This window comes from Halodurantibacterium flavum, assembly GCF_042681825.1.
Classification (GTDB): domain Bacteria; phylum Pseudomonadota; class Alphaproteobacteria; order Rhodobacterales; family Rhodobacteraceae; genus Halodurantibacterium; species Halodurantibacterium flavum.
Genome location: NZ_JBHUGH010000012.1, coordinates 89,016 through 105,223 on the forward strand (window position 1 = coordinate 89,016; position 16,208 = coordinate 105,223).

Genomic DNA, 16,208 nt, shown 5'->3' on the forward strand with positions numbered 1-16,208 from the left:
TCTGCGGCACATCATTCTGCGGCCTCGTCCGTGCCGATGAACCCGCCCGACTGCCGGTCCCAGAACCGGGCATAAAGCCCGCCCTTCGCCAGAAGGGCATCATGGGTACCCTCTTCGACAATGCGACCGCCATCGAGCACCAGAATCCGGTCCATCCGGGCAATCGTCGACAGGCGATGCGCGATGGCGATCACGGTCTTGCCCTCCATCACCCGATAAAGCGTGTCCTGAATCGCCGCCTCCACCTCGCTGTCGAGGGCCGATGTCGCCTCATCCAGAACGAGGATCGGCGCGTCCTTGAGAATGACGCGTGCCAGCGCCACACGCTGCCGCTGCCCGCCCGAGAGTTTCACCCCGCGCTCGCCCACATGGGCGTCATAGCCGCGCCGGCCCTCGGGGTCTTCCAGACCAAGGATGAAGCCATGCGCCTCGGCCCGTTCGGCTGCGGCGATCATTTCCGCGTCACTCGCGTCAGGGCGGCCATAAAGGATGTTCTCGCGCACGGAACGGTGCAACAGCGCGCTGTCCTGCTGCACCATGCCGATCCGGGCGCGCAGGCTGTCCTGCGCAACGCCCGCGATATCCTGCCCGTCGATCAGGATACGCCCGCCATCCGGGTCGTAGAAGCGCAGCAAAAGCTTGACCAGCGTCGTCTTGCCCGCGCCTGACCGCCCCACAAGGCCGATCTTTTCGCCCGGGTGGATGGTCAGGTCGATGCCGTCGATGCCGCCGCTCTCGCGCCCGTAGTGATGGCTGAGGTTCTGCAGCTCGATCCGCCCCTCGCGCAGTTCCAGCGGCCGGGCCCCCCTGGCGTCGCGCAGCGTGATCGGCTGGGCGATCGTCTCCATCCCCTCGGCCACGACGCCGAGCGAGCGGAAGAAGGTCGAAAGCGACCACATGATCCAGCCGGTCATCGCATTGAGCCGCAGCGTCAGCGCGCTCGCGGCAGCGATCACGCCGACCGAGGCCTGCCCCGCCATCCACAGATACATCGCCCAACCCACGACCGAAACGATGAGAAACCCGTTCAGCGCGACCAGCGAGATGTCCATGACAGTGAATATCCGCATCTCGCGAGCGAAGGTCTGGCGGGTCCTTTCGATCGCCTCATGCGCATAGTCGAGTTCGCGGGCATGATGTGCAAACAGCTTGACCGCGTGGATGTTGGTATAGCTGTCCACGACGCGTCCCGTGACCTCGCTCCGCGCGTCCGCCGAGGCCTTGGACGCGGGACCGACCCGTACCAGCGTCCAGCGCACAAGAAGGCCATAGAGCACCAGCCAGATCAGCAGTGGGATCGCAAGCCGGGGATCGGCATCGGCCAGCAGGACCACTGCGCCGATCATATAGGCTATGGAAAAGGTGATCGCGTCAAAGATCTGGAAGACGGCATCGCCCGCCGCGGGCGGGGTCTGCATGATCCGGTTCGCGATACGTCCCGCAAAGTCGTTCTCGAACCAGCCCACCGACTGGCGCAGGACATGGCGATGCGCCCGCCAGCGAATCAGCGTTCCGAAATTCGGCAGGATGGCGTTGTTCAGGAGCGCGACATCGAGCCCCTGAAGCAAGGGCCGCAGCACCAGGATGAACACCGCCGCAAGGATCAGTTCCGTCCCGTGCGCCGCCCAGAAGGCCCCCGGATCGTCAAGCGACAGGAGGTCCACGAGCCGCCCCATATACCAGATCAGCCCGACCTCGATCGCGGCGACGATCACCGACATGATGCCCGTCGCGACGAAAACGCCGCGGAAGGGGCGCGAATAGGTCAGCAGAAACGGCCACAGCCGCCGGGGCGGCGTGTCATTTTCTTCATAAGGCGTATAGGGGTCGACGAGACGCTCGAATTGACGCAGCACGGGAAAACACCTTTTACGGCCCGGACCGGGGACCTCTGGGGCATATAGACCCGATCCGGCCCAAGGGAAACCTGCACCCTATTCCAGAAACATCCAGACGACGCCCAGGGCGATCATGCCGCCCATCACCATGTTGAAGGCGCGCAGCCGCGCTGGATGCGACAGCCAGCGCCGCAGCGCCTGCCCGGCCGCAGCCCAGCCGAAGGCCGACGTGAACCCGACCCCGACAAAGACAGCCGCGATCCAGAGCGCCGAGACCAGCGGCGCGTCGGCCCGGACGAACTGCGCGCTGATCGCCAACGCCATCACCCAGGCCTTGGGGTTGATCCACTGAAAGGCCGCCGCCTCGACAAAGGTGAAGGGGCGCGCCCGGCCCGCCGCGCCACCAACGCCCCCCGCGGTCGCGATCTTCCACGCGACCCACAAAAGCAGCGCCGCCCCGCCCCAGCGCAGACCCTCGCGCAGCAGCGCGCTTTGCTGAAACAGCTCACCCAGGAACAGCCCCACCACAAGGATCATGAAGGAAAAGCCGAGCGCGATCCCCGCCACATGCGGCAGGCTGCGGCGCAGGCCAAAGTTCACCGCCGAGGCCGCGACGAGCGCGTTGTTCGGACCCGGCGTCCAGGAAGAGGCCATCGCGATCGTGAAAAGCGAGAGAAGGAGTTCGAACGGCATCGTCGCCACCGTGAATGGCGGCCCGCAAGGCCACCGTGAGGGGATGACCCAGTCGTGCCGGCGCAGGCGCGAAGGGTCAAGCCAGAAGTTCGTCCCGCCCGAGCGCAAAGCCCGAGGCGATCCAGCGCGCCTCCAGCTCTCGCAGCCGCGCGCCGAGCGCAGGGCCGTCGTATCGCGCGGCCAGATCGCGGGCCGAGACAGGGAAGACGGCACTGGCCCCGCGTTCTATGGCGGCCTTCCAGTCGCCGGGCAAAGGCACGCCCATCAGCGCCGCGCGGATCAGGCAGGCATCGCGCGCCAGTTCCGCGCCATGGCGATAGGCGGTTTCCGCGGCCCCCGCGTCGTCCAGGGCGAGCCTGCGCAATGTCTCCAGCCGCCGGGCCTCGGCGCGTGACAGGCGCAGGCGTCCGGGCAGGCCCTCGCCGCCCAGAAGCGCAAGACGGCGCGTCCAGTCCGGCGCTACGTCCTCCCCCGCCTCCAGATGGACCAGAACCGGCAAGGTCCGCGCATCGGCACCGGGCAGGATACGCGTCAGGATACCCGTCTGTGCCATGGCTGCGACCGCCGGGGCGGGGTCGGGCGCGGCGAGCAGCTTGCGCATTTCCGCCCCCACCCTCTCGCGCGACAGCGCCTCGATGCCCTCGGCCTGCTCCGCACAGGCGGCAAGCCCGTCCGGGTCCAGACCCGCTGCCGGGTCAGCATACCACGCGTGAAACCGGAAAAAGCGCAGGATGCGCAGATAATCCTCGGCAATCCGTCGCGCCGGGTCGCCGACAAACCGGAGCCTGCGCGCGCGCAGGTCATCGAGCCCGCCCAGCGGATCGACGACCCGGCCCGACGGGTCGGCATAGAGCGCGTTCATCGTGAAGTCGCGGCGCGCCGCATCCTCCGCGATGTCCGTGCCAAAGACGACGACGGCATGACGGCCATCCGTTTCCACATCCCGCCGGAAGGTCGTGACCTCATGCGGTGTGCCATTGGCGATGATCGTGACCGTCCCATGCGCAATGCCGGTCGGAACGGCGCGCAGGCCGGTGGCCTCCGCGAGCGCGAGAACACGGTCGGGGGTTGCGTCGGTCGCGATATCCACATCGCTGACGGGCATGTCCAGCAGCGCGTTCCGGACGCATCCGCCGACGAAGAGCGCGCGAAAGCCCGCCCCTGTGAGCATCGTGCAGACCGGTGCCGCGCGTTCAAGCCAGGGGCCCGCCACGCTCATCGCGCCAGCCCCCGCAGGATACACGCCGTTGCCCCCCAGATGTAATAGGGGCCGAAGGGCACGACGTAATAGCGCCGCCATTCCCCGCGCCACATCCGCCGCTCGATCCGGAACCGCGCCGGGTCCGTGACATGGGACAGCGGCACGTCGAACACTTCCTGCACCTCACCCGCTTCGGGGACTGGGGCAAAGGCGCCGTGGATGCGGGCCAAGACCGGCGTCACGGCAAAGCCCGTCACCGTTTCATGTTGCGGCAGGCGACCCAGCGGCTCGACCTGCGCCGGATCGAGGCCGATCTCCTCCTGCGCCTCGCGCAGGGCGGCGGCCTCGGGCGTGGCGTCCCCGGGCTCGAACTTGCCCCCCGGGAACGCCACCTGCCCCGGATGATGGCGCAGGTGCGAGGCACGTTTGGTCAGGATGACCCGCGGGCCATCCCGGCCTTCGACCAGCCCCACCAGAACAGCCGCCGGGCGCAGGATGCGGTCGGGCGACAGCGCGACATGCCCGTTCAGGTCGTAATCCGAGGACGGTCCGACCGCACCCAGAAGGCTGCTGAACGGATCAGGCGCTGCCACCTTCCGCCTCACGCCCAAGCGTCCGGGGGTCGAACTCGTAATGCGCGCCGCAGAACTGGCAATCGGCCGTCACGATCCCTTCGTCGGTGATCATCTCGGCGATATCCTCGGCCGAATAGATCGAGAGACTTTCGCGGACGCGATCCTCGGAACAGGTGCAGCCGAAGGTGACCGGCTGTGCGTCATAGACCCGGGGGCCCTCCTCGTGGAACAGACGCACCAGAAGGTCGGTGGGATGCACCGAAGGTCCGATCAGCTCCATCTCCTCGACCGTGTCGAGCAGGAGGTTGGCGCGGCTCCAGTTCTCGCCCTCATCGCCCGAAAGGATGTCGTCGGCCGCCAGAAGACCACCTTCGCCCGACCCGCCCTCACCCAGCACATGGGGCGAGGCCTTGGGCATGTGCTGAAGCATCACGCCCCCGGCGCGCCAGCTTTCGATGCCGCCGGGCACCTGCGAGCGTCCGAAGGACACCGCAAAGCGCGTCGGCAGCTGTTCGGACTGCGCGAAGTAGGTCTCGGCACAGGCGGCAAGCGAACCGCCCGCGATGGGGGTGATACCCTGATAGGGGACCATGCCTTCGCCCTGGTCGATCATGATGGCGAAATAGCCCTTGCCGATCTGGTCGAAGGCCGGCATGTCCGGGTCGATCCGGTCGCGGTCGAACCCGGCATAGGCCCGGATACGCGCCGGCGTTCCTTCGGACGAGGGGCCGTAGTAATCGGTGGCGATCAGCCGGACCGGCCCGTCGCCCCGGATCTGGAGCGACAGTTTCCAGCGCAGCTTGATCGTCTGCCCGATCATCGCGGTCAGCATCGCGGCTTCCGCCACCAGCGCCTCGACCTGGGGCGGATAGTCATGCTGCGCCAGAACCTGATCCAATACCCCGTCGAGCCGCGCCACCCGGCCCCGGATATCGGAACGGTCAAGTTGAAATGGCAGGACGGTATCGTCCCAGGCGATCTGCGAACCAAGTGTCATGGGGTTTCCTTAAGTGCCGCTTCAAGGCATACCGCGTCTATATAAGGACGACAACCGAAGCACCAAGGGGCAGCACATGCGCAGGTTCGGCGAAGGCCCGAAGGCGGGTCAGGTCTATCGTCGGCGTCCCGGCGTCTACGCAGTGATCCGCGAGGGGCGGGACCTGCTGCTTACCCATCAGAAAGACCCGGTACCGGAATACCAGCTTCCGGGCGGCGGGATCGACCCGGGCGAACATCCGATCCATGCGCTCCACCGCGAGGTGTTCGAGGAAACCGGCTGGCGAATCCGCGTCCTGCGCCGGTTGGGGGCGTTCCGCCGCTTTGCCTACATGCCCGAATACGATCTCTGGGCGGAAAAGCTCTGCACGATCTACCTGGCACAGCCGGTGCGCCGGCTTGGGCCGCCGACGGAACCCGGGCACAGCGCGATCTGGATGGCCTCGGACGCGGCGTCCCGTCTTCTGGGCAACGAAGGCGACCGGCAGTTTGCGCGGATCGGCCGCTAGATCAGGAACTCGGACAGGGTTTCGTCGCCGGTGATGTCGCGCCATGCGAGACCCGCCGCATCCATCCTGTCGAACAGGGGCCGGAAGTTGCCCGCGTCCTTCGTCTCGATCCCGATCAGCACGGTGCCGAAGTTCCGTGCGGACTTCTTGAGGTATTCGAACCGCGCGATATCGTCGTCCGGTCCCAGCATCTCGAGGAAGTCCCTCAGCGCACCGGGCCGCTGCGGCAGGCGCAGCAGGAAGTATTTCTTGATCCCGGAAAAGCGCATGGCCCGTTCGCGCACCTCTGGCAGACGCTCGAAATCGAAGTTGCCGCCGGATGTGACGCAGACGACCGTCTTGCCCCGGATCTGGTCGGCCAGGTCGCCCAGTGCGTCGATGGCCAGCGCCCCGGCAGGCTCCAGCACGATGCCCTCGACGTTCAGCATCTCAAGCATGGTGGTGCAGATGCGATCCTCGGGCGCCAGAAGCACATGCGCCGGGTCGACATCCGCCAGCATGGCAAAGGTCTTTTCGCCGATCCGGGCCACGGCCGCGCCATCCACAAAGCTGTTGACCCGGGGCAGCGTCACCGGCGCACCCGCGGCAAGCGCAGCAGTCAGGCTCGCCCCGCCCGCGGGTTCGACGAAGCGGAAGTCGCATTGCCCGCCCAGATAGCCCGTCACGCCCGAGGCGAGACCGCCCCCGCCCACCGGCAGGATCACCATGTCGGGCGCATGGCCAAGCTGTTCGACAATTTCGACCGCGACGCTCGCCTGCCCCTCGATCACATCGGCATCGTCGAAGGGCGACAGGAAATGAGCCCCCTGTTCAGCACAATACGCCTGCGCCGCAGCAAGTGATTGGTCGAAGTAGTCCCCCGTGAGCCGGATATCGACTGCCCCCGACCCGAACATCCGGGTCTTGTCGATCTTCTGCTGCGGTGTCGTGACCGGCATGAAGATCGTCCCGCGCACCCCGAAGTGGCGGCAGGCATAGGCCACCCCCTGCGCATGGTTTCCCGCGCTGGCGCAAACGAACTGCCCCTGCCCGGGGTCGCGCGCCAGCACCTTGCGCATCGCGTTGAAGGCCCCGCGGATCTTGTAGGATCGCACCGGCGACAGATCCTCGCGCTTGAGCCAGATCTCGGCGCCGAACCGCTGCGACAGGTGATCGTTGCGCAACAGCGGCGTCTCGGCAAAGAGAAGGCGCATTTCGGCACAGGCTTGGCGGGCGTTTTCAGCAAAGTCGCTCATGGCCGCGGACGCTAGACCTGTTTGCACCGCTTGAACAGGGGCCGCTCTTGTCCCGTTTGGGAAAAGGCAATAGACCGCGTGAAACATTTCCGACAGGAGTGCCCATGTCCGCCCCCAAGAAAGTCGTGCTCGCCTATTCCGGCGGGCTGGATACCTCGATCATCCTCAAATGGCTGCAGACCGAATATGGCTGCGAGGTGGTGACCTTCACCGCCGATCTCGGCCAGGGCGAGGAGTTGGACCCGGCCCGCAAGAAGGCCGAACTGCTGGGGATCAAGCCCGAAAACATCTATATCGAGGATGTGCGCGAGGAATTCGTGCGCGACTTCGTCTTCCCGATGTTCCGGGCGAATGCGGTCTATGAAGGGCTCTACCTGCTGGGCACCTCGATCGCGCGGCCCCTGATTTCCAAGCGGCTGATCGAGATCGCGGCGGAAACCAGCGCCGATGCCGTGGCCCATGGCGCGACCGGCAAGGGCAATGACCAGGTGCGCTTCGAACTCTCGGCCTATGCGCTGAACCCGGACATCAAGGTGATCGCCCCCTGGCGCGAATGGGATCTGACAAGCCGCACCAAGTTGCTGGAGTTTGCCGAAGCGAACCAGATCCCGATCGCCAAGGACAAGCGCGGCGAGGCGCCCTTCAGCGTCGATGCGAACCTTCTGCACACCTCGTCCGAAGGCAAGGTGCTGGAAAACCCGGCCGAGGAAGCGCCCGACTACGTCTACCAGCGCACCGTTGACCCCGAGAACGCGCCGGACACACCGGAATATGTGGAAATCACCTTTGAGCGTGGCGATGCCGTCGCGATCAACGGCGAGGCGATGTCGCCCGCGACCATCCTGACCACGCTGAACGAACTCGGCGGCAAGCATGGCATCGGACGCCTTGACCTTGTCGAAGGGCGTTTCGTCGGCATGAAGTCCCGCGGCATCTATGAGACCCCCGGCGGCACCCTGCTGCTGGAGGCCCATCGCGGGATCGAGCAGATCACGCTGGACCGCGGCGCGGCGCACCTGAAGGACGAGCTGATGCCGCGCTATGCCGAGCTGATCTACAACGGCTTCTGGTTCAGCCCGGAACGCGAGATGCTGCAGGCTCTGATCGACCGGAGCCAGGAACACGTGACCGGCACCGTGCGGCTGAAGCTCTACAAGGGCCTTGCCCGCACCGTCGCGCGCTGGTCGGACCACTCGCTCTACTCCGAAGCGCATGTGACCTTCGAGGAAGACGCCGGCGCCTATGACCAGAAGGACGCGGCGGGCTTCATCAAGCTGAACGCGCTGCGGCTGAAGCTGATCGCCACACGCAAACGCCGGCTGGGGCAGTAAGGCGACCGGCAGAGGAAAAAGCCCCGCCTGACGGGGCTTTTTACCTTGTCCCACGCCTGCTGGCGCGCAAGTGGTTTTCGGCCCTGTTCCTGTGCGTGAAATCTCGCCCGGAGCGGCCAATGAATTGAACGCGGCCTGACATTCCCGTTCGCGCCTTTTCTTCACTCGCCTCCATATGCCGCCTGAATCCATGCGCATTCCGAAGGATCCCGGAGGACATGAGACGTCCGGCCGGAGTGAGGGCGTCGCTATCCGCGGTTCGTGCCGTCGCCGGGCGTAGAAACAAGCGCATCGGCTTGTTTGGCGGCTTTCGCGGCAAGTTTGACGAAGGTCGCGTATTCGGCTTCATCCAGCCCCTGCAGGATATCGCGCTGCAATCCGGTCACGACCGGCAAGAGTGCCGCAACCGTTTTGCATCCCTCCTCGGTAAGCGTCAGGACGCGGGCGCGTTTGTCACGCGCGCTGACCGTCCGCACAAGCAGCCTCTTGCGCTCCAGCCGCTCGATCACCGACCCGGTTGTGGCGCGGTCCTTGGCGATATGATCCGCAAGTCCCGCCTGATCGATGCCAGGGTAATGGCCAATCGCGTCGAGCGCCGCAAACTGAACCGGCGTCAGGTCATGGCCGGCATCCGCGACACGCTGCAGGAACAGCTGGGTCGAGATCTGGTGAAGCCTGCGGATCAGATGGCCCGGCAAGGCATGGCTGACGGTTCCGGGCGCAGTCATCTTCATCCTCCGTAAGACTGCGTCGATAGTATGCGCACATATCAGTTCTTGCAATCGCGCACCCGATATAGTAAGTTATCTTACTAATTGCGCAGGAAGGACGCGATGCAGTATTATCTCGATGGCTTCCGGCCGGGTGACCCCGATCATCTCGACGCCGCACCGGGCCGTGAGGAGGGTCAGGGGCCGCTTCCCGATCTGCTTGACGTCCTGATCGTCGGCAGCGGTCCGGCGGGGCTGACGCTTGCGGCGCAACTCGCCGCCTTCCCCGGGATCAACACCCGCATCATCGAGCGGCGCCCCGGCCCGATGGAAAGGGGCCAGGCCGACGGGATTTCGTGCCGCAGCATGGAGATGTTCAACGCGTTCGGCTTTGCCGAAAAGGTCCTGCGTCAGGGCTACTGGGTGAATGAGACGACCTTCTGGAAGCCCGATCCGGACGCGCCCGGGCAGATCCGGCGCAACGGTCGCGTCCGGGATGTGGAAGAGGGGCTGTCGGAAATGCCGCACATGATCCTCAATCAGGCGCGGGTGCATGACATGTATCTGGAAAAGATGCGCAATGCGCCCTCGCGGCTGGTTCCCGACTACGGCATCGAAATGGTCGACCTCTCGGTGGACCATGACGCCCCCGACTACCCCGTGATCATCACCATCCGCGAGTCGGACAAGCCGGACACCCGTACCTTGCGCGCCCGCTATGTGGTGGGCTGCGACGGCGCCCGCAGCGCGGTCCGGCGTGCCATCGGGCTGGAGTTGTCAGGCGACTCGGCCAATCACGCCTGGGGTGTCATGGATATCCTCGCCGTCACCGACTTTCCCGACATCCGCTGCAAAAGCCTGATCCAGTCCGCCACAGAGGGCAACATCGTCATCATCCCCCGCGAAGGCGGATATCTCGTCCGCTTTTATATCGAACTGGACAAGCTCGACCCCGGAGAGCGTGTCGCAAACCGCAACCTTACCGTCGACCATCTGATCGCGGCCGCGCAACGGATCATCAGGCCCTATTCGCTGGACGTGAAGGATGTCGTCTGGTGGTCGGTCTATGAAATCGGCCAGCGGCTCACGCAGAAATTCGATGACGTGCCCCAGGAAGATGCAGCGCAGCGCCAGCCCCGCGTCTTTATCGCGGGCGACGCCTGCCACACCCACAGCCCCAAGGCGGGTCAGGGGATGAACGTCTCAATGGGGGATGCGTTCAATCTGGGCTGGAAGCTCGCCTCGGTGCTGGAGGGAAAGTGCCCGCCGCGGATCCTGCACAGCTATTCGGCCGAGCGTCAGGCGGTGGCGCAGGATCTGATCGACTTCGACCGCGAATGGTCCCGTATCATGAGCGCGCGCCCCGCCGAACCGGCGCCCGGCGCGGGTGATCTGCCAACCTTCCAGCGGTATTTCATCGAGCACGGGCGTTATACCGCCGGGATGTCCGTAACCTATGGCCCGTCAGCGATCGTTGGGGCGCCTGACTGGCAGGATCTGGCCCGCGGCTTCCCGATCGGCGCGCGGTTTCACTCCGCGCCCGTGATCCGGCTGGCGGATGCCAAAACCCTGGAACTGGGTCATACGATCCTCGCGGACGGGCGCTGGCGCATCTTCGCCTTTTGCCCTGCTGATGATCCGGCAGCAGCGGGTTCCGCGATCCGGAAACTCTGTGATTTTCTCTATGAAGCGCCAGACTCGCCAGTGAGGCGTTTCACAGGCGCTGGTGCCGACCCCGACGCCCTGATCGACTTTCGCGCGGTATTCCAGCAGGACAGGCACGATCTGGACATCGGACAGTTGCCGCCGGCGCTTTTTCCGCAAAAGGGACGCCTGCGGTTGCGCGATTACGAAAAGGCGTTCTGCCGTGACGGCGCGGCAGGGCGCGATATCTTTGATCTGCGGGGGATCGCCCGGCAGCGCGGCTGCATGGTGGTCGTGCGCCCCGATCAATACGTCGCCCATGTCCTGCCGCTTGGGGCGCAGGAGGAGCTTGCCGCGTTCTTTACCGGCTTCATGCTGTCGCAGGGCCCGGCCTGAAATCGCCGGGGTATGATGGGGCAATCACCCCTTCCTTGCCCCTGCACGCTCGATCAGCTTGCCCAGAACCTCGTCCCGCCCAAAGGCGCGGGCGGCTTCTTCTTTCGCGGCAAGCCAGATCGCCGTCTCTCTCGCCAGTCGCAGGTTGAGATGCCGGCGCTGGTTCTGCTGCCACTGCGCATAAAGTGCCTGTGCGCAATGTGCGGCGATGTCGCCCGGGTCCACCATCGACCGACGGTCGATCCGGGCCAGCATCGCAAGCGTGGCGTCCCGCGCCGCGGCGGCGCGGCGCAACTCTGCCAGCCGCGCCTCGCGCGCCGCCGTCGTAAGCGACCGGAGCGCCGCGAGCTTCCGTGCCTTCTCGGTCATCGTCCTGTCGGTCATCGCCAACCTCCTTTCGCGCGCAGGCGCATCGCCTCGGCAAAGCGGATCGCGGCCGCGACTGCGCGAAAATGCTCCGGCCGTATTTCCGAGCCGACCGCCACAGTCGCGTGAAGCGCCCGCGCCGTCGGCGGGTCATGGTGCAGCGGCACACCGGCTTCCTGCGCCAGTTCACGTATCTTCGCCGCGATCTCATCGACGCCCTTGGCCACGCAGACCGGCGCACCGCCCGACCGCCGGGACCAGCGCAGCGCCACCGCGTAATGCGTGGGGTTCACGATCACCACACTGGCCTTCGGAACATCCGCCATCATCCGGTTCGAGGCGATCTCCATCCCGCGCTGGCGCCGCTGCTGCTTCATATGCGGGTCGCCCTCGGTCTGCTTCATCTCATCCTGCATCTCCTTGCGGGACATTCGGTTCTTGCGGATATGCTCTGCCCGCTGCCAGAGGAAGTCGACGACCCCGATGCCGCCGGTCAGCAGGATCAGGATCAGCAGAAAGACCGCGACAAGTTCGAACAGCAGGCGGCCCACCATCGCCGGGCCAAGGTAGAGGCTCGCCGCGATCGAGGGCAGGCGGGCAAAGAGAAATATCCACAGGACCGTGCCGATCAGGATGAGCTTCAGAAAGCTTTTTGCAAATTCGAACAGGCCCGAACGCCCGAACTTGTTGCGCGCATTCGACAGGGGCGAGACGCGCGACAGCTTTGGCTGAAGCTTTTCCGGCGCGAAGACCAGCGCCCGCTGCGCCAGAAGCGACGCGACCGCAAAGCCCATCGGTACGAGGAACAGCGGCCCGAGCCCCGCCGCCAGTGTCAGGAGGATGCCGCCAACCGGCGCACCGCTGCCGCCGAACAGAAGCGGCGCAAGCCGGTCGGCCTGATCCAGGAGAACCCGCCCCAACGTCCCCAGCGTTTCGCCCATCAGCGACCCTGCCGCCAGGCCGGCAACGAGAAAGCCAGCGAAGGCCGCCGCAGCCGTCACATCGGTCGACTTGGCGATCTCGCCACGGCGCCGTGCCTCGTCGAGCTTGCGCTGGGATGGTTCGTGTTCCTTTTCCTGGGCGTCTTCCTCGCTCATCCGGCACCTGTGAACGGGTCGGCCAGCAGGCGCAGAAAGGCCGCGTGCCAGACGCCGAGCAGGATCGGGGTGATCACCAGCAAAAACAGGAGCCCGCCAAGCGTGAGGGCCGGCGCGCCGACGAAGACCACCATCAACTGCGGCATCGCCTTGTTGATCGCGCCCAGCGCGAGGTTGTAGATCGTGGCGGCGATGACGAACGGGGCCGCAAGCGTGAAGGCGAGCGTGAAGGCCCGGGCGATGTGTCCGATCCCCCACTCCGCAACAGTGGAGCCGCCGGGAAACTGCCCGGCCGGCATCAGCTCGTAGGAAAAGAGAAAAAGCTCGGCCACGCGAACATGCAGATCCGCCGCGGCGGCCAGCGCGAGCCCCGCGAGGAAGAAAAGCTGCGCGACGGCCGGTTGCGGATCAGGCCCGGCGCCGCCCAGAAACTGCGACAGCGAAATCGACTGCGCAACGATCGTTCCCGCGATCTGCAGCACCATCACGAAGAGCCGCAGCGACAGGCCGATCAGCAACCCGGCGATGGTTTCGGTCGCGATGGCGCGGGTCAGGACCTCCGCCGCCGCGACAAGGGCGCCCATATCGGCCCAGGCGAGAGGTGTGACGACCAGGGTGAACGCGACCGTCAGGCCAAGCCGCACGCGCAGCGGGACCACCTGTTCACCAAAGACAGGCAAGGTCGCCATGGCCGCGCCGACCCGCAGAAAGACGAAGAACCCCGCAAGGAGCATCTCTTGCCCCTGCCCCAGCAGCGCCGCCATCGTCTCGGACAGCGCCGGGTTCATGCGGCGATCAGGCCCACGAGGGCGGGGCGCGCCTCGATCCCGATTTCCTCGAACGAAAGAACCGGGGCGGTCATGCCGCGCGCCGCAAGAACCGTGCGGAGGAAGCGCCTGCGTCGGACTGTCGTCACAACGGCGGGGTTCAGCCCGGCCTCGGCCGATTTCGTGAGCTTTTCCTGAAGCGCATTGGCAAGGCGGTTGAACTCGGCCGGGGGCAGCGCGACGTCGGTATGGCCCCGCTCCCCCTCGATCTGGTAGGTGCTGAACGCGCCTTCCCATTCGGGCGCAAGCTGGATCAGCGGGATGGTTCCGTCATCCCGGCGCAGGTCGGCCACCAGCTGGAACCCCAGCCGCTGGCGCACATGTTCGCAGATGGTTTCGGGCGTGGTGTGGGTTGTGCGGACCTCGGCGATGGCCTCAAGGATCAGCGGTAGGTTGCGGATCGAAACCCGCTCGTCCACCAGAAGCTTGAGGACGGCGAGCAGTAGTTCGACCGGGATCTTGTCGGGCACGAGATCGTCGAGCAGACGGCGGTTGGATTCCGCACGGGACGCATCGGAGAGGTTCGCGAATTCGTCCAGCAGGCGGCGAAGGGCCTTCATCGTCAAAAGGCGCGCGAAGTTTCGCTTCACCACCTCCAGCAGATGCGTGGCGAGGACTTCGGGCGCGTTGACGACGGTTGCGCCGGCAAGCGCGGCCTCATCCTGATCGTCGCGGTTCACCCATCGGGCCGGGGCGCCGTAGACGGGTTCCCGCACGTCCTCGCCCATCGGGCCGTCGGCCTCTGGCCCGGCCAATAGCGCAAGAACCTTGTCAGGGCGGAGATGATCGCGCGCCTGTTCCACGCCATGGATACGGATGCGGTAAGTTCCGGGCGGAAGGCCCGCATCGTCCGTCAGGCGCATCTCCGGCAGGATGATTCCGTAGACCGTCGCGACATGGGACCGCATGTTGGCGATCCGCGCATCGAGCCCGGTGGCGGGATCGAGAACCATCGGCACAAGATCCGGGGCGAATTCCACATGGATATCTTCCAGATCGAGCAGGTCGCCCATCGACCGGTCGCGCGGCGCAGGCTCTGCCGGGGGAAGCGCCGCCTCAGCCTCGGCTTTCTGTGCCAGACCCCGCACATGCCAGGCTGCAGCCCCAAGCGCGCCCGCCCCTGCAACGAAGGGAAGGAAAGGCAGGCCGGGAACAAGCGCGAAGAGCGCCATCAGCACCGCCACAGTGGCGAGCGCCTGCGGATACCGCCCCAGTTGCGAAAAAAGCGTGCGGTCCGTCGCGCCCGAAACGCCGCCCCGCGCAAGCAGAAGCGCCGCGGCGATCGAGATGATCACGGCCGGGATCTGGCTGACCAGACCGTCGCCGACCGTAAGGATCGCATAGGTTTCAAAGGCCTGCCCGATCGGCATTCCATGGATGACGGTGCCCATGATCAGCCCCATCACGATATTGAGCAGCGTGATGAGAAGACCCGCCACCGCATCGCCCTTGACGAATTTCGAGGCGCCGTCGAGTGACCCGAAGAATGTCGTCTCGGCCTGTTCGCGTTCGCGCCGCGCCTTGGCCTCCTGATGGGTGATTGCGCCGGCGGACATGTCGCTGTCGATGGCAAGCTGCTTGCCGGGCATCCCGTCGAGCGCAAAGCGCGCCCCCACCTCGGCCATGCGACCTGCACCCTTTGTGATCACCACGAAGTTCACGATCAGCAGGACGCAGAAGACAACAACGCCGAGAAAGACGCTGCCGCCCATGATGAACATGGCAAAGCCCTGAATGACATTGCCGGCGGCATGGGTGCCGGAATGGCCCTGCCCGATGATCAGCTTGGTCGATGACACGTTGAGCGAGAGCCGCAGCATAAGCGTCGCGAGAAGCACCGTGGGGAAGGACGAGAAATCCAGCGGGCGTTCGATGAAGAGCGTGACGGTGAAGATCAGGATCGCCAGCCCGAACGAGGCGGCAAGCCCGACATCAAGCACCCAGGCCGGGACCGGCAGGATCATCATCACGATGACGGCCATCAGCGCGAGCGCCAGAAGGACCGTCGGCTGAAAGAGCGACTGGATGCTGAGCTTCATGGCAGATCCCCCGTTTCGACCAGCGGCCGGGCGGCTGAACTGAAAAACGGCCCCGCGGCCTGCGCATCGGTCGAGACGAGCGAACCTCCGCGCCCCCCCGAGCCGGGAAGGAGCAGCGGATAGGTATTCACCCGGACCCTGACCGCCCGCGTCACCGCGCCGGCGGGCAGATCGGGCAGCGAATGGCGCATCCCGTCCTCGGCCAGAAAACGGGCGCGGAACGCCTCGAACCGGGCGCGGTATCTTTGCGCGAATTCCGGCGTGCGGGAGTGATAGGCGCCGGCGGCCATGTCCCACGAGCCCTGCTCATGATAGAGATCGCGCAGGAAGCGGGCAGCGTAGAAGGCATTGCTGCGCGGGTCGAACATTTCCTCGAACGAAGAGAAGTTTTCGCCATGCCAGTGGTAGTTGATCTGAAAGCATCCGACATCGAAGCTGCGCGCGCCGCGCCGATGATGATCGCGCACGAAGGTCAGCGCCTCGGCCATAGTGTCGAACCATGCGCCGCGCCCCTCCATGTTGACGGTCCAGGGCCAGGGGCGCATCTCTCCCTGCCGGGGGCGGCCGGTTTCGGCGCGGGTGATCGCCTTCATCACCGACAGCGGGACGCCCGTCGCCTCTGACGCCTCGATCGCCGCGCGATCGCAAAGCACGGAAAGATCGGCGCGCGCCAGACCGGGAAGCCCCCAGCACAGGAACAGAGCCGTAAGAACGATTCTTTTCATCAAAGCCGCATTTCTTGCTGCCGTTT

General features: G+C 65.8%; 15 protein-coding genes. 3 read left to right on the forward strand and 12 right to left on the reverse strand.

The window, feature by feature from the left end; all coding sequences use genetic code 11:
* Nucleotides 1-11: 11 nt before the first annotated feature.
* The 5 genes from ACFSGJ_RS15390 to hslO all read right to left on the reverse strand — a co-directional run bounded on the left by ACFSGJ_RS15390 (nucleotide 12) and on the right by hslO (nucleotide 5,304).
* The gene (locus ACFSGJ_RS15390) at nucleotides 12-1,856 is read right to left on the reverse strand and encodes an ABC transporter ATP-binding protein (protein ID WP_390263706.1); all 1,845 of its coding nucleotides are present in this window, start codon (nucleotides 1,854-1,856) and stop codon (nucleotides 12-14) included.
* A 78-nt stretch (nucleotides 1,857-1,934) separates the two neighbouring features.
* Nucleotides 1,935-2,531 (reverse strand): LysE family translocator, encoded by a 597-nt coding sequence (locus ACFSGJ_RS15395; RefSeq protein ID WP_390263708.1) that lies wholly within the window; start codon nucleotides 2,529-2,531, stop codon nucleotides 1,935-1,937.
* Between the two features lie 76 nt (nucleotides 2,532-2,607).
* Entirely contained in the window at nucleotides 2,608-3,750 is a 1,143-nt protein-coding gene (locus ACFSGJ_RS15400; RefSeq protein WP_390263710.1) for a CCA tRNA nucleotidyltransferase, read from the reverse strand.
* Complete coding sequence (locus ACFSGJ_RS15405; RefSeq protein ID WP_390263713.1) at nucleotides 3,747-4,325, reverse strand: CoA pyrophosphatase; 579 nt, start codon at nucleotides 4,323-4,325, stop codon at nucleotides 3,747-3,749. The genes ACFSGJ_RS15400 and ACFSGJ_RS15405 overlap by 4 nt, the downstream gene beginning before the upstream one ends.
* On the reverse strand, nucleotides 4,312-5,304 hold the full coding sequence (gene hslO, locus ACFSGJ_RS15410) for an Hsp33 family molecular chaperone HslO (RefSeq protein WP_390263715.1): 993 nt from the start codon (nucleotides 5,302-5,304) through the stop codon (nucleotides 4,312-4,314). The genes ACFSGJ_RS15405 and hslO overlap by 14 nt, the downstream gene beginning before the upstream one ends.
* 76 nt (nucleotides 5,305-5,380) lie before the next feature.
* Here hslO and ACFSGJ_RS15415 point away from each other — a divergent pair, with 76 nt between their 5' ends.
* The gene (locus ACFSGJ_RS15415) at nucleotides 5,381-5,812 is read left to right on the forward strand and encodes an NUDIX hydrolase (protein WP_390263717.1); all 432 of its coding nucleotides are present in this window, start codon (nucleotides 5,381-5,383) and stop codon (nucleotides 5,810-5,812) included.
* Here the strand turns inward: ACFSGJ_RS15415 and ilvA are convergent.
* Nucleotides 5,809-7,047: a threonine ammonia-lyase IlvA gene (gene ilvA, locus ACFSGJ_RS15420; protein WP_390263719.1), complete on the reverse strand. Its 1,239-nt coding sequence runs from the start codon at nucleotides 7,045-7,047 to the stop codon at nucleotides 5,809-5,811. The two genes, ACFSGJ_RS15415 and ilvA, sit on opposite strands and share 4 nt — an antisense overlap.
* A gap of 104 nt (nucleotides 7,048-7,151) precedes the next feature.
* On the opposite strand from ilvA, the gene ACFSGJ_RS15425 reads away from it, so the two are divergent.
* Nucleotides 7,152-8,378, forward strand: coding sequence for an argininosuccinate synthase (locus ACFSGJ_RS15425; protein ID WP_390263722.1), 1,227 nt, complete (start codon nucleotides 7,152-7,154; stop codon nucleotides 8,376-8,378).
* 248 nt (nucleotides 8,379-8,626) lie between these two features.
* Here ACFSGJ_RS15425 and ACFSGJ_RS15430 read toward each other — a convergent pair whose 3' ends face one another.
* Nucleotides 8,627-9,106 carry a MarR family winged helix-turn-helix transcriptional regulator gene (locus ACFSGJ_RS15430; protein ID WP_390263724.1) on the reverse strand — a complete coding sequence of 160 codons (480 nt, stop codon included), beginning with the start codon at nucleotides 9,104-9,106 and terminating at the stop codon, nucleotides 8,627-8,629.
* Between the two features lie 105 nt (nucleotides 9,107-9,211).
* Between ACFSGJ_RS15430 and ACFSGJ_RS15435 the strand changes: the two genes are divergently transcribed.
* Nucleotides 9,212-11,128 (forward strand): FAD-binding monooxygenase, encoded by a 1,917-nt coding sequence (locus ACFSGJ_RS15435; protein ID WP_390263726.1) that lies wholly within the window; start codon nucleotides 9,212-9,214, stop codon nucleotides 11,126-11,128.
* A 24-nt stretch (nucleotides 11,129-11,152) separates the two neighbouring features.
* On the opposite strand, the gene ACFSGJ_RS15440 is transcribed toward ACFSGJ_RS15435, so the two are convergent.
* From ACFSGJ_RS15440 to ACFSGJ_RS15460, 5 genes are read right to left on the reverse strand one after another with little or no spacing between them, the layout of a single operon-like run.
* On the reverse strand, nucleotides 11,153-11,512 hold the full coding sequence (locus ACFSGJ_RS15440; protein WP_390263728.1) for a hypothetical protein: 360 nt from the start codon (nucleotides 11,510-11,512) through the stop codon (nucleotides 11,153-11,155).
* Nucleotides 11,509-12,591, reverse strand: a complete 1,083-nt coding sequence (locus ACFSGJ_RS15445; RefSeq protein ID WP_390263731.1) for an EscU/YscU/HrcU family type III secretion system export apparatus switch protein — start codon at nucleotides 12,589-12,591, stop codon at nucleotides 11,509-11,511. The genes ACFSGJ_RS15440 and ACFSGJ_RS15445 overlap by 4 nt, the downstream gene beginning before the upstream one ends.
* Complete coding sequence (locus tag ACFSGJ_RS15450) at nucleotides 12,588-13,379, reverse strand: flagellar biosynthetic protein FliR (RefSeq protein WP_390263733.1); 792 nt, start codon at nucleotides 13,377-13,379, stop codon at nucleotides 12,588-12,590. The genes ACFSGJ_RS15445 and ACFSGJ_RS15450 overlap by 4 nt, the downstream gene beginning before the upstream one ends.
* Nucleotides 13,376-15,457 (reverse strand): flagellar biosynthesis protein FlhA, encoded by a 2,082-nt coding sequence (gene flhA / locus ACFSGJ_RS15455; RefSeq protein ID WP_390263735.1) that lies wholly within the window; start codon nucleotides 15,455-15,457, stop codon nucleotides 13,376-13,378. Before flhA ends, ACFSGJ_RS15450 begins: the two co-directional genes overlap by 4 nt.
* The gene (locus ACFSGJ_RS15460) at nucleotides 15,454-16,182 is read right to left on the reverse strand and encodes a lysozyme family protein (protein WP_390263738.1); all 729 of its coding nucleotides are present in this window, start codon (nucleotides 16,180-16,182) and stop codon (nucleotides 15,454-15,456) included. The genes flhA and ACFSGJ_RS15460 overlap by 4 nt, the downstream gene beginning before the upstream one ends.
* Nucleotides 16,183-16,208 lie beyond the last annotated feature (26 nt).